We start from the raw sequence: 16531 nt of genomic DNA, 5'->3' as shown, positions 1-16531 counted from the left end.
GCAATCTGCTGGGAGCATCATGCATGGTGCAATTGGTCGAAACAGCGCGGCCACGCTCGATTACGATGCGCCTCCGGGCTACAGGCGGAAACGAAACAGGCCGCTGACCCCGTAACTGTCACGAAGTTCCGACAGGTATCGCCGAGCCGCCACCCGAAGTCGGTATGAGACCGATTCTGAATTCCGGAAAGCATCCGGCTGTTCGTGATAAACGCAGCGTATGTCTACCGTTCTTCCGGGCGGGATATCGACGATCACTTCAAGACATCCATCCATGTATTCGTGCGCAACGACCTCCTGGTTGACTGTAACATTTTTCAAGGAGACGACCTGCGGCCCTTCCTTCACAATCCGGATCCGTCGCGTCATCGCCTCCATGTTCTCGATGCGGAGTTGTTCAGCAAACATCCTTACTATGCTCGTTGCATCGTCGGGCTTGATACTGTAGCTGCGGCAAACGGCGTGCCCGAGAGTCCGCCAACAGAGCTTCCATCGCAACGATGCAAGCTGCCGAAGGAATTCCGCCAGTTCGCTGCCGTGCCCCCGGAAAATGTCGTGATGCCCGGCGATGAAACACGGCTTGCCCAGGATTCCGTCAAATGCGAAGTTTTCAATGCCATGTTGAATGTACCGCCGGGTAAAAATCGAGAATCCCCCATAGCGGACGAAGGCGACACTCCACAGGTCGGCAAGTGTCGTTTCGTTCAATGCCTCATCGGCTGGTGCGACTTCGGTGTTCACGGCCGCAACGAAGCCGTTTCGCTTGAGAGCCGATAGTGCCTCGGGCGAAAATGCCCCTTGCGGGAAAACCATCACATTTTCATGATCAAGCGCGGTGTTGCTGAGAAGGGACTGCATGCGACGCTTGGCGGTCTTCAGCTTTCTGTCGAGCAGCTCGGCTGAGCGGGCTGCAAATTCACCACGGGTGTGATCGCAGCCGTGTACACAGACGGACAGTTTTCCGCTATTTTTCCGAAAGGCGGCCACGGTGTCGTGATTTGTTCGTTGCCAGTTCCATGGAATGAAAGCGACGGTCGTCGCGAACGTCTGCTTGTCGGCCAATTGCAGTAGCTCGCCAAAATCGAGACAGCCGTACCTGGGCCACAGGGGCGGATCGTCGATGATCAGGCACGCGCTTGTTTCGGAAGTGGTCCAGCAGACGTCGCGGAACGACCACTTCAGATACAGAACGACTGGCACCGCACCGGCGAAACGCTTCTTTACATCAAAATAGGTCGCAGCGCGTTCGCGAATGTCCACCATCGCCAACGACGCATCGACAAAAAAACGCACGCCACACCGAGCAAATCCGGCGAACAGATGTCCCTCGGATGCCTCGACGATGCTCTGCAGTTCGTCGCCATCCCGAATGACGAGCGCCGCGTCCGCCGCGCCGGGCTCGAGTTGGATCTGCAGGGCCGACATTGGGCCGCACATCTCTGGAAAATCATCAGTGACGGACACGGTTGTCGGCCGCGCGTCGATGCCACGGATGTCCGCCTCCGGGTCTCCCGTGATCCGGCGCAGCAGAGCTCGGCAGGGATCCTCAGGTCGAAATCCATAGACGAACACGGAAGCCGCTGCCGCCAAAAAAGCCGGAAACGTTCCTGCCTTGCAGGACTGCAAGGTCTCGGCGAGACAGCGCGCGGAAGTCAGGATGGAGAACTGCGGATGACTTGCCGTCAACGAGGCGACCTTGTCCGCGCTCGCTTCGCTGACCGTCAGCGCCGTCCAGGGAATGCCGAAAAATTCCAGGATTTCCGTTAGATTGCGATCCTCGGGCGATGGAGCGTCGTCGTTACGGAGCATGAGCGCGATCGAAGAACCCCTGTCCATGGCGTCGGCACTCCATCCCGGTTGTCGCATTATTCCTAGGCAAGGCCAGCGGACACCCTGCGGATCGTCCGGGACCTCGAGACTGTGCTCCTGTTTGGCGAGTCCTATATGAAAGATCGCCAGGTTTCCACAGAAGGACGCCGGCGCATTGGTATGGTTCTCCATCAGCGCTGGGCTATGCAACCAAGGTTCTTGATCGTCAAAACCGCCGATGCGGGTCGGTCGTCGGAGGCCTCACCTTTAACCAGCAGCCCGAGTTAGTTGGCCGATCTGTAAATCCGCAGTTCGCGCTAAGCTTTCAAGCCGCCGCGCTGTCGTTCGGCGCCCTCCGCTCGGGCACGCCGGCAAAAAACGATCCAGGAATTCATGGATCAAAACACCCAGCTCCGTGTCGCAACCGGCGCGGCCGTTGCGCTGAAGAACCACTGGAATGACAAGGCTTTAGATATCTGATCAGCCGATCGGCCACTTTGGCTTTAACCCACGCTAAATGGGGGAGGCGCGGGATGTTCCAACATGTGTACTCCAAAAGAGCATAGATCATAATCCATGATCTACCTCAGCGCGCGCGAGCAATCCGTTATCTTTGCAGGAATTGGACGCTGAGCGCCTTCAAACAAGGAGCCAACATGGCGAATAAAGTCGCGCAAATCCGGACCGCGAACGGCAGCCCGTCGCTCGCCGTCATCGGTTGCGGCTACTGGGGTTCGAAACACATCCGTGTCAGCTGCGATATACGCGACGCAAGGCTGTCGATGGCCGTTGATCCACGCCCTGACAGATTGGAATATATCCGTTCACAGTATCCGTCTGTCGGCGTTTCGCGTGACATCGGCGCGGTGCTGAATAACCCTTCTATAGACGGGGTCATCGTCGCCACCCCTGTGGAGACGCACTTTGAATTGGCGCGAGCGGTGCTCCAGGCCGGAAAGCACGCGCTCGTCGAGAAGCCGTTGGCAATGACCAGCGCGCAATGCCGCGAGTTGAATGCGATCGCCGAACAGCGCAAGTGTGTGCTAATGGTCGGGCATACGTTCGAGTATCACCCTGCGGTCGGCGTCATGCGCCAGATGATCCAGAGTGGCTCTCTGGGCGAGCTCTATTACATTGACTCGCGGCGCCTAAACCTCGGTCTCTATCGGCAGGACGCCAATGTCCTCTGGGACTTGGCGCCGCACGACCTCTCGATCATCTTCTGTTTGCTGGAGGAGGTACCGCAGACCATCGGCGCCTGGGGTTGCGCGCACGTTCTGCCCAACGTCGAGGACGTCGTTTACGCCAAGATGGGCTTCAAGAGCGGCCCGACCGCCCACGTCCATGTTTCCTGGTTGGATCCGGTCAAGGTGCGCCAGATCACGGTCGTCGGAAGCGATGCGATGCTGGTGTTTGACGACGTGCAGCCGTCCGAGAAAGTGCGCGTTTACCAGAAGCGATTCAGGCCGCGGATCACCGGCGACTCCTATGCCGACTTCCAGTCTGCCTATCATCATGGCGACGTGCATATCCCCGCCATATCCAGCACCGAACCGCTGAAACTCGAGGTGCTCGACTTCGTCAACGCGATCACGACCGGGCAACGGCCGCGCGCGGATGGAATGCACGGGTTGCGCGTTGTCGAAGCGCTCGAGGCGGCATCGGCGTGCCTGCGGCTCAAACACAAACACGGTGGCAATGGTAAGGATCAACGAATGTTTCGGCGGCGGAATCTGCCGGCGGGAGGTCCCGAAATTGCCGTCGCATGAGGCCCCGCGACCGTCCCTACGGGAGTTGGGCAAGCGGGCGCTCGACGTCGCGATCAGCGTTCTTGCGATCGTGCCACTGGCCCTCGTCTTCATCGTGGTGTGGATAGCAATCCGTCTCGACAGTCCGGGGCCAGCACTCTTTCGCCAACGTCGCATCGGGCGAGACGAGAAGCCGTTCGACTGCTTCAAATTCCGGACACTCCGCCACAACGCTGACGAAAACGTCCATCGCGATGCGATCCGGAGAGCTTGGGCAAAGGAACCTCTCTCGAACGACCCCGCCGCCCCATACAAGCTGACCGACGATCCTCGCGTGACGCGCGTGGGACGGTTGCTGCGGAGAACCAGCCTGGACGAGTTGCCTCAACTCCTCAATGTATTGCGGGGCGAAATGAGCATCGTTGGTCCGCGGCCGGCGATACCTTATGAACTCGAATACTTCCGGGACTGGCACCATAAGCGTCACATTGTGAAGCCCGGAATAACCGGAATTTCCCAGGTGCGCGGTCGGGGTCGAGTCAGCCCGGAGGTGATGCTCGAGATGGACGTCGAGTATGCAATGAACTGGACCTTATGGACCGACCTGAAGTTGATTGCCCTGACGTTTCCCGCGGTGCTGCGGGGGCGCGGTGCCCGATGACGCTCTCAATTGAATAAAGACGGATTCTCGTGAGGTTCGAAAAATGCATATTCCGTTTGTCGATCTCAAAGCGCAATATGAGACGCTAAAAGACGAGGTGGCCGAAGCAATTCGGGGCGTGCTCAACTCCGCGCAGTTCATAGGCGGCGAGCCACTTGCCTCGTTCGAAAGCGATTTCGCCGCGTATTGCCGGGTGCGCTATGCGCGCGGTGTGGCGAGCGGCACGGACGCGCTTCATCTGGCGCTCCGGGCCCTGGGTATCGGTCATGGCGACGAGGTGATTACAACCGCCCATACCTTCATTGCCACAGCGGCCGCAATCGTGTCGACGGGAGCGCGACCCGTGTTCGTCGATATCGATCCGGGCACCTCCACGATTGATCCCAAGATGATCGAGCGCGCCGTAACGGAGCGTACAAGAGCGATCATCGCGGTCCACCTGTTCGGGCAGCCAGCCGACATGGGTCCAATCAAGGACATCGCACGGCGGCGTGGCCTGTATGTACTCGAAGACGCAGCCCAGGCGCACGGGGCGGAATATCAGGGGGTCCGAACCGGGGCGCTCGGCGACGTTGCATGTTTCTCATTTTACCCCGGGAAGAACCTCGGGGCCTATGGGGATGGCGGAGCGATCACTACGAACAATCGAGCGATCGCCGAGCGGATCGAACGACTGCGTGACCACGGTCGAACCACGCATTACACCCACGCTGAGGTGGGGTTCAACAGCCGGCTAGACGCGCTCCAGGCCGCCGTCCTGCAGATCAAGCTTCGGCATCTGGATGAATGGAACACCAGTCGGCGTCGCGCTGCCGAGTGGTACGCCGCGGAATTTGCGCAGTCGGGGATCAAGACGCCGTTCGTTCGAACGGGGTCGACGCACGTCTTCCACTTGTATGTGATCACCACGAACGATCGTGACGCAATGCGAAACAAGTTAGAGGAAGCTGGCGTGGCGACCGGGATCCATTATCCGTTGCCGCTCCACCTACAGCCTGCTTTCGAACATCTCGGTTACAGGCAGGGCGACTTGCCGTGCTGCGAAGCGATGGCGGCTCGATCATTGTCCTTGCCCATGTTCCCCGAGCTCACACGCGACCAGGTGCGCCGTGTCGCCGCGATTGCGCGCGCTGCGGCCGAGGGGGACGATCACAAGAACGTGCAGCGGAAGCCGACGTACTCGCCCGCCGCTCTGCAGGCCGAGGTCGAGAAGGAGTGGTGATGAATCGAATCAGTACATGGGCGGTGGTCGAGACCGAGACGATCGGTGAGGCCGTGACGATCGCCGAGTTCGCCGTGGTGCGACCTGATGTCACGATTGGCAACGGCGTGGTCATTCACCCGCATGTCGTGATCGAGAGCGGCGCCAGAATCGGGGACAACGTCGAAATCTTTCCGGGGGCCTATGTCGGAAAGACGCCTAAGGGAGCCGGCGCGTTGTCGCGCCCGCCGCATTTCGAGACGTGGGTCGACATCGGTGCTAACTGTTCTATCGGGCCGCACTCGGTAATCTTCTACGACGTCTCGGTCGGCGCGGGGACCCTAATTGGTGACGGCGCCTCGATCCGTGAACAATCGCGGATCGGCTCGAAGAGCGTTATCGGACGCTACGTCACGGTCAATTACAACACGCAAATCGGCGATCGCGTCCGGGTGCAGGATCACACCTGGCTGGCGGGCAATATGACGATCGAAGACGACGTGTTTGTTTCGGGCTGCGTCGGCACGTCGAACGACAATGCGATCGGCCGCAACGGCTACGATGGCTCGCCCATGCTCGGGCCCCATATCGCGCGGGGCGCGGCGATCGGCCTGGGAGCCAACCTGCTGCCCGGCGTCAGAATCGGCGTTGGCGCGATCGTCGGCGCCGGTGCGGTGGTGACGAAGGACGTGCCCGACGGTGTCCTCGTGATGGGCGTGCCGGCGGAGATCCGACGACGGCTCAGGGAGGCCAGCGGCGCAGAGCTGTGACGAACTGGCAGTCCGCGCCAAGCGTCGAGCCAAGAGAATTCTAGTCGAGAGGATTCTCCGCGTCGCCAACGGATATCAACCCATGTCAAAGTCCTGATTTGGGTTGGCGCTGCGACTGCGGTCATAAGGTCGGGTGAAGGAATGCTGAATCCGTCAAGGCCCGCGATCAGGGTGCTGCATATAACCGACGCGTTGGGCTCCGGGGGCAAGGAGCGGCAACTCGTTGAATTGCTGCGCGGGTTCAACAAAATAGATGGGTTCACGAACGAACTGGTCGTTCTTTCAGATACCATCCACTACGATGAGGTTATGTCACTGGGAATAAAAATACACATCTTCAAAAGAAGCCGAAAATGGGACTTCAGCATTTTCGAAAAGCTTTATAGCCTGGTGAGACGATACCGACCGAATATAATATATTCGTGGGAGTCGATGTGTTCGGTGTATGCGTCACCGATTGCCCTGATATCCGGATCGGCTTTGATCAACGGGATGATACAAAACGCACCGCTCTGTTTGAATTTGAAAGATTATACGTATCGACGTTTCCTTCTGACGGCTCCGTTTTCAAGTGTGATATTGGCAAATTCGGCGGCAGGACTGCGAGCTTTTCGAGTTGATGGAAAAAAAGGACTTTGCATACGAAACGGTTTTGATTTTGATCGAGTGAACGATCTTCCGGACGTTGACGAGGTCAAGCGTTCGATGGACATAAGAACCAAACACGTAGTCGGTATGGTCGGACGATTCCATCGAGAGAGAGACTACGATACGTTTTTCAAGGCGGCAAAATTGGTGTGCAGCGAGCGGGAGGACATAACATTCGTCGCTGTGGGCGAAGGTCCGGATCTGGAAAGCTTCAAGCAGCGTTTGAAGTGCGACGGTCATTCGAACATACGCATTCTGGGAGCCAGAAAACGGGTCGAAGAAATCATAAAAACCTTTTCCGTCGGAGTCTTGGTTTCAACAAACGGAGAGGGAATATCCAATGTGATCCTAGAGTACATGGCGCTGGAAAAGCCTGTCATAGCCACAGACGCGGCGGGCAATCGCGAAGTTGTCAAGGACGGAGAGAGTGGATTCCTGATCCCATCCGGAGACGAAAATGCACTGGCGTCGCGGATAAAGGAAATTGTCGACCGTCCTGACTTTGGAAGCGCGTTCGGTCGTGCAGGACGCGCGCTGGTCGAGCAGAAGTTCGGGATTGAACAAATGGTGCAGAGGCACGTTGAGTTGTTCCGGCAGTTGGCAAGCGGGAATAGTGCTTTCTGTTGAGGTGGGACTGCGAGCGGCCGGCGCAGCCGGAGACCTTGCAACGTTCGGCGCGCGATGGCGGATGCGATTGCATCGGGGCCCAGACGGTGAGGGGGCGGATTGATGCAGAAATTGGCCTCGGCGATCTCACACCGCCGAGGCCACAATTGACCCAAGTAAGGCCGGAGCGCTGCCCATGATGTCGGCATATGGGCGAAGTTATAATGTTGAAATAGGCAGTACGGGAGATATTCGTCGGGAGTCGAGCGTTGCCTCGCTCACGTGGCGAGGTCATTCGGACATAGAGGTTCTGGCCGAGTCTGTTGCAAGCAGAGGAATAGCGGCGGCAACAAACGCGCTCAGCGGAATGTACACGAGGGCACTTGGGGACGCCGAAAGCGGGTGCTGCATCTCGTGCGCGACCGGCTTGGAATTGAACCCCTAAAGGTGTGCTCGACGCACGAAGGAGGGGAGTGCATGACGCAAGGGCACATCGCTGATGGCACAATGCGCTTCATACAATCCGACACCAAGACGCTCGTGTCGGACCACTATCGTTGTCCCGACGATCTTGCCGAATTCTTGGTCGCACGAGATCTTCCGCAGGTGCCGGGTTTTTTTCAGTTCGGATCTGGAACGGTCTGTTTTGGGCAATGCCATCTCAGCGTTTCGTCGACTTTGCCGGCGAGAACTCTTTCCGACGCTTATATGCACACAAGGGCGCAGGGTGATACGATTTTACTCCCTTTCGACCCGGTCCAGGTGGTGAATAACCTGCGCCTGGAACGGTATAGCGGCATACCCGCAGCGCGCAACGGTCCGCCCTGGGCTAGCAACATTGTAAGAAATCTGTACTACACGGCGCGCCCATTTATGTCCGTCGCGATACGTAAACACCTGCAATCCTGGTACTTGCGGGGTTGGGACAAAATTCCGTTTCCCTCCTGGCCGGTGGATATGACGGTCGAGGACATTCTGGAGCGATTGCTGATTCTGGCGATGAAATCCCGAAATCTCGATCGCGTTCCGTTCATCTGGTTCTGGCCGGATGGCCACCAGAGTTGTGCGATGGTAACCCATGACGTCGAGACGCGCGCCGGCCTGAATTTTTGCCCGCAGCTCATGGATCTGAACGATTCATTCGGCATCAAATCCTCTTTCCAGCTTGTGCCGGAAGGGAGATACGCGCTGCCGCCCAAGGTTCTGGAGGATATGCGGCAGCGAGGGTTCGAAGTGAACGTCCATGACCTGAATCACGACGGTCATCTTTTTGACGACCATGCGGAGTTTCTGCGCCGGGCCGAACGGATCAAGCATTACGCGCGAGAATTCAAGGCTTCGGGCTTCCGCTCAGCGGTGCTGTACCGGAATGCGGACTGGTGCGATCTCCTCGGTTTCGCCTATGACATGTCAATCCCGAATGTGGCGCACCTTGACCCACAGCGTGGCGGGTGCTGCACCGTGTTTCCCTTCTTCATCGGTACAACCGTCGAACTGCCGGTGACCGCGACGCAGGACTACTCTTTGTTTCACGTCCTCAAGGATCATTCGACCCGGCTCTGGCAGGAGCAAATCGGCCGGATCCGTGCCAAGCACGGCCTGATGAGCTTCATCGTTCACCCCGATTACGTCATCGATCCGGCCCCGCGAAAAGTCTACGTCGAGCTGCTCGCATACCTTTCCAAGCTACGCGCGATGGGCAAGCTCTGCGTCGCCTTGCCCGGCCAAATCGCTGAATGGTGGAAGGTCCGGAGTGAGTTGGCGCTCGTTAATGTGGAAGGCTCCTGGAGGATCATCGGTCAGGGGAGCGAACGAGCCAGGATTGCGTACGCGGTCCGGGTGAATGATCACCTTGTTTATGAGATGGACACCATTTCCGCCGCGACGCCCGTGCAAATTCTGGACGAGGGTCACGGTTGCCTGTGATCAAAGCGTGGGTGGGTGGACCGGCTCCATAGCGCCTGAGAAGATACCGTCACAACTGTCACCGACTTCAGAACCGAAAACTTGATCGAACTTAACAAGTTCTACGAAGCGGAAATCCCTCGAGCGGTGATGCTGTGCCTACGTCGAACGGGATACCTCGAAAGCAGATTTCCTCGGTTAGATCCGTGGTGGTAAATACCAGAACGTGCAGCACTGCCGATCCGATTGAACGGCTTGATGCCGCAACATGCCGGAAAAACTACGGTCCGGTGGTCTTGCGGGCTTCAGGTCGGCTGGGAAGCGTAAGCTATTACGGAAAATGTGACGTATAGGATGACGATCCTCGATGTAGCGATCATCGGCGCGGGCCCTTACGGACTCGCTGCAGGGGCACATCTGCGCACCGTTAAGGGCTTGGAGCTTCGCGTATTCGGTGAACCCATGTCGTTCTGGGATCAGAATATGCCCGTCGGCATGTTTCTCCGCTCGAATTGGACGGCTACGCAGATCGCCGATCCGAACGACGAGCTGACCCTGGAAGCGTACCAAGCGGCGCACGGCCTCAAGTTCGCCTTGCCAGTGCCGATCGAGCACTTCGTCGGCTATGGCCTTTGGTATCAACGTCAGGCGGTGCCTGACCTTGATCATCGGAAAGTCGCCCATCTCGAAGCGCATCCGAAAGGGTTCCGCCTCCTCTTGGACGACGGCGATGCACTTCTCGCCCGGCGCGTGGTGATCGCGGCTGGCATCGGTTCGTTCGCCTGGCGGCCCCCGGAGTTTCAGAGCCTGCCCAACGACCTGACTTCCCACTCTTCAGAGCACCGCGACTTCCAGAAGTTCGCCGGAAAGCGGCTGCTGATCGTCGGAGGCGGGCAGAGCGCCTTGGAATCGGGGGCATTGCTGCACGAAGGCGGCGCTGAGGTCGAGATCGTCGCACGTTCGCCTCGCATCCATTGGCTCGGCGGGAGGGCCTCCAAAACGTTGCACCACCGGCTTGGCAAGTTTACGCGAAACCTGCTGTACGCACCGACGGACGTCGGGCCGGCGGTGCTGAGCCAACTCGTGGCCCGTCCGCACTTGGTCAGGCAATTGCCGCGCGCGTTGCAGGACAAGCTCACAAAACGTGCCGTCCGGCCGGCCGGGGCTCGCTGGCTCGTGGACCGGCTCAAAAATACTCCGATCAGGCTCGGAGGGGCGGTTGTGGGGGTTACACCGCTTGCGGAAAAGGTGAAGGTTAAACTGGATGATCATAGCGAGCGCATTGTCGATCATATCCTGCTCGCCACCGGCTACCGGGTCGATGTGTCTAAGTACAAATTCCTTGCCCCAAGCCTCGTTCAATCCATCGACCGATTCAACGGCTACCCGCGGTTGAAGCCGGGGCTTGAAACGTCGGTCCCAGGCCTTCACATCATCGGCGCGCCGGCCCGCTGGAGTTTCGGCCCGCTCATGCAATTTGTCTCCGGCGCACGTTACGCATCTCACGCACTGGTCCGAGCTTCGCTGCAAGACCGCCTTGCTCCCGCTGAAACCGGACAACGTTGATGCTTGCCGCAAATCGCGAGTACCTGACCACGCGGCATGTGTCCGCCGGGTCCGCAAAAAAGCCGGTGGGCGCCCTCGTCATCGGAGGGGACTACCAGGGTCTGGGCATCGCGCGCAGCCTCGGACGCCACAACGTTCCCGTCTGCGTTATCGATGACGAAATCTCCATCGCCCGTTTTTCCCGCTACACCACCCATTCCGTCAAGGTATCGAGCCTGCGTGAAGAAAAAGAGACCGCAGATATCATCCTGGACCTTGGCCATCGCCTGGACCTGAGAGGTTGGGTCGTTTATCCGACGCGGGACGAGACCGTTGCGGCGCTCTCGCGGTATCGGCCCGCGCTGGCCGAATTCTTTCGCCTGCCGACGCCGGCTTGGGAGACGGTCAAGTGGGTCTGGGATAAGCGGAACACGTATCGTCTGGCGAATGAGCTCGGGCTGGCGACGCCTGCGACTTGGTATGGGCGCAGCACGGGGGAGTTGCCGGACGTCACCGCCAACCCCCCGTTTGCCATCAAGCCGGCCATCAAAGAGCATTTCATCTACACAACCAAAGCAAAGGCGTGGCGCGCCGACAGCCACGCCGAATTACGAGAGCTCTTCGCGCGGGCGGCCGCTCAGGTCGGCCCGGAAGAAGTCATGGTTCAAGAGTTGATTCCTGGCGACGGCCGCCAGCAGTTTGCCTATTGCGCCTTTTTCAAAGACGGCCAGGCGATTGGAAGCATGGTCGTTCGACGACGCCGGCAGCACCCGCCCGAATTCGGGCGGGCCAGCACCTACGTTGAAACGATCGACTTTCCCGTGCTCGAGACCATGTCCGAACGCTTCCTGCGCGCCATCAACTACTACGGATTGGTGGAGCTGGAGTACAAATTGGATCCGCGCGACGGCAAGTACAAATTGCTCGACGTCAACGCACGTACGTGGGGCTATCACAGCCTCGGCTCGGGTGCCGGCGTGGATTTTCCCTATCTTCTCTTTGCGGATCTGCTTGGATACCCGGTGAAACCCTGCCGCGGCCGGGCCGGCGTCAACTGGGTTCGCCTGATCACTGACGCACCGACGGCGGCCTTGGAAATCCTGCGAGGCCGGCAGGATTTCTGGGCTTACTTTCGCTCGCTACGACGAGCCGGCATTGAATCGGTATTCAGCCCAGAGGACCCGTTGCCCGCGATAGTAGAGCTGGGCCTGATTCCGTATTTGGCCATCAAGCGGGGCTTTTGACGTGCATCGGGTGAGCGAATTATCAGGTGGTAGCTATTTCCGGGAGGCCGTAAGGAGCAAGCTTCGATGATTGTTCTGCATGTTACGGGCGCGTACCCTACCGCACAGAATCCGTCTGCGGGCGTTTTTATCCGCACTCAAGTGGAGTCGCTGGCGAAGCTTGGGATTGATGTTGATGTTTGCCTGCTCAAGGGCACAGGCATTGGCAAATACATCAACGGTATTGCAGAAGTACGGAAGGCTTTGCGTTCGAGGCAGTACGATATCGTTCATGCGCATTACATGTACGCAGGCTGGACAGCCAGATTCGCCACTAACCTTCCACTCGTTGTGTCTTTTATGGGCAACGACGTATTTGGTGACTGCAATGAGCGGGGAGAATATCGACTCTCGAATCGAGTGTTGCACCGACTATTCTCCCGTTTATTGTCGTGTGCGACGGCTCACAATATTGCGAAGAGTGCCGGCCTTGCAAAATATCTTCGCGCCAAAACAACGTCCATCATTTCCAATGGGGTAGATCTCGATGTCTACCATCCCAGAGCGGTCGCCAAGCACGAACTGGGTCTAAAGGACGATGAGCAGCACGTCCTATTTGCAGGCAGGCCCTCAGCGGGTGGTTATAAGAGATACCCGCTCGCCGAGGCCGCTTTTGAGCTGGTTCGAAAATCCAATCCATCCGCCCAATTGGTCACTCTCGATAAGAGACCTCAAGAGGAAGTGGCGCGATTCCTGAACGCCGTCGATTGCTTGCTGCTTACGTCCGCTCACGAGGGTTCTCCGAACATCGTGAAGGAGGCTCTTGCCTGCAATCTCCCGATTGTTTCCGTCGACGTTGGCGACGTGGCCGAGCGAATTGAAGAGTTAGAAGGATGTTACATCGTGTCTGACGAACCGACCTCTATCGCGGAAGCTGCAGAGAAGGTGCTGGTCCGTGGAAAGCGGCTTTCCGGCGGTTATGCCGCGGTTCAGGAACTTTCGCTTGCAAAGGTCGCAAGGCGAATACAATCTTTGTACGAGCGCGTTCTTTCGTGAAGCAGGCGAAGGCGCCGATGGCGATCGCTGGTCAACGGCACGCCGTCGCCAACGAATACCTCACCGCCGATAGTCGCGCCGGTGCTGGAATTGAAGAAACATTTTGGGAAACCTGCCATATGATAAGGTATTAACGAAGATCTCCGTGTATCCATCCGGTGAAGCTGGCAATGACCGACAAGTTTGTCCTCCGATAATTGTGCCCAGCACAATGTCGATCGGCGTGATAGCCTGCGCTGCACAGAGTGTTGCCGGGCGGCGGATCGCAGGCGCGGGTGAGATAATCGCTGAACCAGGCAATCTCGACCAGGCAATGCGAGAGTGTTTTCTGTCTTCCTGGTTTGTCGTTGACGAGACGATCGAGCACGCCAAAGGATTCCACCATGTGCGGCATCTGCGGGCAGTTTAACTTCGGCAGCGGTGCGCCCGCCAGCGCTTCCACCATCGCAGCGATGATGGGCACGATCATCCACCGCGGCCCCGACGACGCCGGCCAGCATTTGGACGGGAATCTCGGCTTGGGTTTCCGCCGGCTCGCAATCATCGATCTGTCACCCGCCGGCCACCAACCCATGTCTGACCAGGCCCAAACGGTGTGGGTGGTCTTCAACGGAGAGATCTACAACTATCAGCAGCTCCGCCAGGAGTTGCAGGGGCACGGCCACGTGTTTCGTTCCAACTGCGACACCGAGGTGATCGTGCACGGCTACAAGCAGTGGGGTGACGCCGTGCTGAACCGCTTCAACGGCATGTTCGGTCTCGCCATCTGGGACGTGAACAGGCGCCGGCTGCTTCTGGCGCGCGATCCGATGGGCATCAAGCCGATCTACTACGCGATCTCCAACGGATCGCTCGCTTTTGGTTCGGAGATCCGGCCGGTCCGCGTTGCTCTCGGCGAGCCGCCGGGCGTTGATCCCGAAGCCGTCGCTCTTTTTCTGCGCTATCGCTACACGCCGGCCCCGCGCACGATGTTCAGAGGCATCCAGAAGCTGGCCGCGGGTGAAAAACTCGTCGTCGAAAACGGCCAGGTGCACGTCTCGCGCTACTACCAGTTCGTCCCGGAGCCATTTGCCCCGCAGCCCCGCCCGGAGGAGGCGGCGGAAAAATTGATCGGGCTGTACAAGGCGGCCATGAAGCGGCATCTCACCAGCGACGTTCCGGTCGGACTGCTGCTCAGCGGCGGCCTGGATTCGGGCCTGCTGCTGGCGCTGATGAGCTTCTATGGCCGCGACTGGGACACGTTCAGTGTCGGGTATGGATCGTTGTTCGCCGATGATGAGCTCGAGGATGCCGTCAAAACGGCCCGGACCTACGGGGCCAGACACCACGCGGTTCACCTTACCCGGGAAACGTTTGAAGACGTGCTGCCCCGCATCGTGGACGTCCTCGAGGAACCGGTCGCCTCTTCGTCGATCGTGCCCATGTATTTCGTCTGCCAGCGAGCTCGTGAAAACGTGAAGGTGGCGCTGATCGGGCAGGGGCCGGATGAGTTGTTCGGCGGATATACCCGGCACCTAGGCGTGCACCTTGGCGCCGCCTGGCGCGCGCTACCCGGCTGGTTGCGGACACCCAGTGCTGCACTCGCGCGCGCCCTCCCGCGAAACGATACGATCAAGCGTGGCGTTTACTCGCTGCACGAACCCGACCGGCTTCGTCGTTTCCAGCAGGTATTCTCCCTGATTTCGGACGACGCGATGCGCGGGCTTTTTCGCCCGGGGCTGATCGCTGATGACGAAGCTGCCGTGGCGTCCCGTTGCTGGGAGGAATACCGGCCGGCCTTCGAAAAGCTGGACGACCTGAACGCCTTTCAGTTGCTCGAGCTGCGCTCGTCGCTACCGGACGAGTTGCTCATGTATGGCGACAAGCTGTCTATGACGCATGCCCTCGAGGTCCGCGTACCCTATCTCGATCGCGAAGTGGTCGAGCATGTCCAGCAATTGGGCGCGTCCTTCAAGGTGCGTCATGGCGTTCGCAAGTGGCTTCATCGCGAAGTAAGCAAGCGGCTGTTGCCGTCGGAAATCATCCATCGCAAGAAGCGCGGATTTGCGGTGAATGTGGTGGATGGGTGGTTTCACCAATCCCTCGACGGACGGATCCGGCAATACCTGGCTGATCCGCAGTCACAGGTCTACGGGTTCTTGGAGCCGGCTGCAGTGCAATCCATGCTGCGCGACCATGCGGCAGGCCGTGGCGACCACCACAAGATACTCTTTAGCATCGTCGTGCTGGAGCAATGGCTCCGCAGCGTCCGTGGGACGCGACATACAGTTCCCGGGTCCCCAAGCGGGCACGCGCTGAAAATATCCTCGAGGGCGCGCGACGATTGCCACAGCAAGTATGGTGCGGAGTAATACTATGCGAACACCGATGATCTCGCGCGTTAGATCGAAGTTGGCCCTGCTCAACTATGAATTGAGGCGGTTGTATTTCGTTCACTTTTGGAAAATGGACATAAAAAAGGGGTCACGCATCTCGCTTAGCGCAAAGCTTGATAAGACAAATCCTTCTGGCATCCACATTGGTACGAATACTGCGGTTGCCTTTCGATCTGCAATCCTTGCTCATGATTTCATAAACGGAAGGTACAAGGACGTTTATATTGGCGACAACTGCCTGATCGGAGCGGGTTCAGTAATAATGCCAGGAGTTCAAATCGGAAATAATTGCATTGTGTCACCAAATAGCGTCGTTTTGCAAAATGTCCCGGCGGGATCCATCGTGATGGGCAATCCAGCCAAAATCGTTCAGAAGAATATCATAACCGGCCCCTGGGGCACCCGACACTCAACGCAGGAAAGCTCCCGGGAAACATCTGTGGCGGTGACGGGCTGAGCGCGGCCGCCGCGTTCATACAATCGCGCTCTGAACGCTATCTCACCAGGCTAGCACCAAATGCCTAAATGGATCGGTCAAAACCCTGAAAGCGGTTGGTCGTCTTTACGCTGGCGTGCCCGAGGTGACATTGGTTGTCAGTCGCTCGATTGTTGCTGGTGTGTCGAGCAGCGCGTGCTGATTGCACGTGGCTTTAGACGAGCCTTACCCATCGCGCCGGTTGGACTTCGGTCGCAACGGCGCAGACTCCACGAGGGCGATTGGCGGCGCAGAACGTATTGAATTCAAATTCGAGCCGTAGACTGAAGGCTCTGCTCCTGCGCACGTAGGTTCGCCGGCGATTTGCGGCATGTTCTGGTTTTCGTAAAGAAAGGGCTGATCGACCAGCCCTCGCGGCCTAAAGAGGGTCGTGTCGGCCGATCGCGGGTGGCGCGGTGATCGTGCTTTTTCGGCGTAATCCGTTTGAGGGCATCCTGCCAATCGTCCGCGACCTCGCGATTGTGCTTGGGACGTCCTATACGAGAACT

General features: G+C 58.5%; 14 protein-coding genes and 1 pseudogene. 13 read left to right on the top strand and 2 right to left on the bottom strand.

Annotated elements, in window-relative coordinates:
- Positions 1–78: 78 nt before the first annotated feature.
- Positions 79–1836, bottom strand: a complete 1758-nt coding sequence (locus ACVIIW_RS32780; protein ID WP_456704478.1) for a hypothetical protein — start codon at positions 1834–1836, stop codon at positions 79–81.
- A gap of 629 nt (positions 1837–2465) precedes the next feature.
- Here ACVIIW_RS32780 and ACVIIW_RS32775 point away from each other — a divergent pair.
- From ACVIIW_RS32775 to ACVIIW_RS32725, 11 genes and pseudogenes are all read left to right on the top strand, one after another.
- On the top strand, positions 2466–3578 hold the full coding sequence (locus ACVIIW_RS32775; RefSeq protein ID WP_456704477.1) for a Gfo/Idh/MocA family protein: 1113 nt from the start codon (positions 2466–2468) through the stop codon (positions 3576–3578).
- Complete coding sequence (locus ACVIIW_RS32770; protein ID WP_456704476.1) at positions 3565–4218, top strand: sugar transferase; 654 nt, start codon at positions 3565–3567, stop codon at positions 4216–4218. The genes ACVIIW_RS32775 and ACVIIW_RS32770 overlap by 14 nt, the downstream gene beginning before the upstream one ends.
- Before the next feature lie 43 nt (positions 4219–4261).
- Positions 4262–5440 (top strand): DegT/DnrJ/EryC1/StrS family aminotransferase, encoded by a 1179-nt coding sequence (locus ACVIIW_RS32765; RefSeq protein ID WP_456704475.1) that lies wholly within the window; start codon positions 4262–4264, stop codon positions 5438–5440.
- A 23-nt stretch (positions 5441–5463) separates the two neighbouring features.
- Positions 5464–6189, top strand: coding sequence for an acyltransferase (locus ACVIIW_RS32760; protein WP_456704474.1), 726 nt, complete (start codon positions 5464–5466; stop codon positions 6187–6189).
- A gap of 141 nt (positions 6190–6330) precedes the next feature.
- Entirely contained in the window at positions 6331–7464 is a 1134-nt protein-coding gene (locus ACVIIW_RS32755; protein WP_456704473.1) for a glycosyltransferase, read from the top strand.
- Positions 7465–7603: 139 nt separating this feature from the next.
- Positions 7604–7888: pseudogene (locus ACVIIW_RS32750) on the top strand (hypothetical protein); the annotation flags it as partial.
- A 32-nt stretch (positions 7889–7920) separates the two neighbouring features.
- Complete coding sequence (locus tag ACVIIW_RS32745; RefSeq protein ID WP_456704472.1) at positions 7921–9369, top strand: hypothetical protein; 1449 nt, start codon at positions 7921–7923, stop codon at positions 9367–9369.
- A 333-nt stretch (positions 9370–9702) separates the two neighbouring features.
- Entirely contained in the window at positions 9703–10914 is a 1212-nt protein-coding gene (locus tag ACVIIW_RS32740) for an FAD-dependent oxidoreductase (RefSeq protein ID WP_456704471.1), read from the top strand.
- Positions 10914–12137: a carboxylate--amine ligase gene (locus ACVIIW_RS32735; protein ID WP_456704470.1), complete on the top strand. Its 1224-nt coding sequence runs from the start codon at positions 10914–10916 to the stop codon at positions 12135–12137. The genes ACVIIW_RS32740 and ACVIIW_RS32735 overlap by 1 nt, the downstream gene beginning before the upstream one ends.
- Before the next feature lie 66 nt (positions 12138–12203).
- The gene (locus ACVIIW_RS32730; RefSeq protein WP_456704469.1) at positions 12204–13172 is read left to right on the top strand and encodes a glycosyltransferase; all 969 of its coding nucleotides are present in this window, start codon (positions 12204–12206) and stop codon (positions 13170–13172) included.
- Positions 13169–13306, top strand: coding sequence for a hypothetical protein (locus ACVIIW_RS32725; protein WP_456704468.1), 138 nt, complete (start codon positions 13169–13171; stop codon positions 13304–13306). Before ACVIIW_RS32730 ends, ACVIIW_RS32725 begins: the two co-directional genes overlap by 4 nt.
- On the opposite strand, the gene ACVIIW_RS32720 is transcribed toward ACVIIW_RS32725, so the two are convergent.
- Positions 13303–13641, bottom strand: coding sequence for a hypothetical protein (locus tag ACVIIW_RS32720; RefSeq protein ID WP_456705370.1), 339 nt, complete (start codon positions 13639–13641; stop codon positions 13303–13305). The genes ACVIIW_RS32725 and ACVIIW_RS32720 overlap by 4 nt on opposite strands.
- On the opposite strand from ACVIIW_RS32720, the gene asnB reads away from it, so the two are divergent.
- Positions 13556–15523, top strand: coding sequence for an asparagine synthase (glutamine-hydrolyzing) (gene asnB / locus ACVIIW_RS32715; protein WP_456704467.1), 1968 nt, complete (start codon positions 13556–13558; stop codon positions 15521–15523). The two genes, ACVIIW_RS32720 and asnB, sit on opposite strands and share 86 nt — an antisense overlap.
- 40 nt (positions 15524–15563) lie before the next feature.
- Positions 15564–16004, top strand: coding sequence for an acyltransferase (locus ACVIIW_RS32710; protein ID WP_456704466.1), 441 nt, complete (start codon positions 15564–15566; stop codon positions 16002–16004).
- Positions 16005–16531: the final 527 nt, after the last annotated feature.

The organism is Bradyrhizobium sp. USDA 4449, from assembly GCF_054056275.1.
The sequence above is the reverse complement of the archived record's forward strand: the minus strand, read 5'-3'. Positions and strand labels throughout refer to the sequence as shown.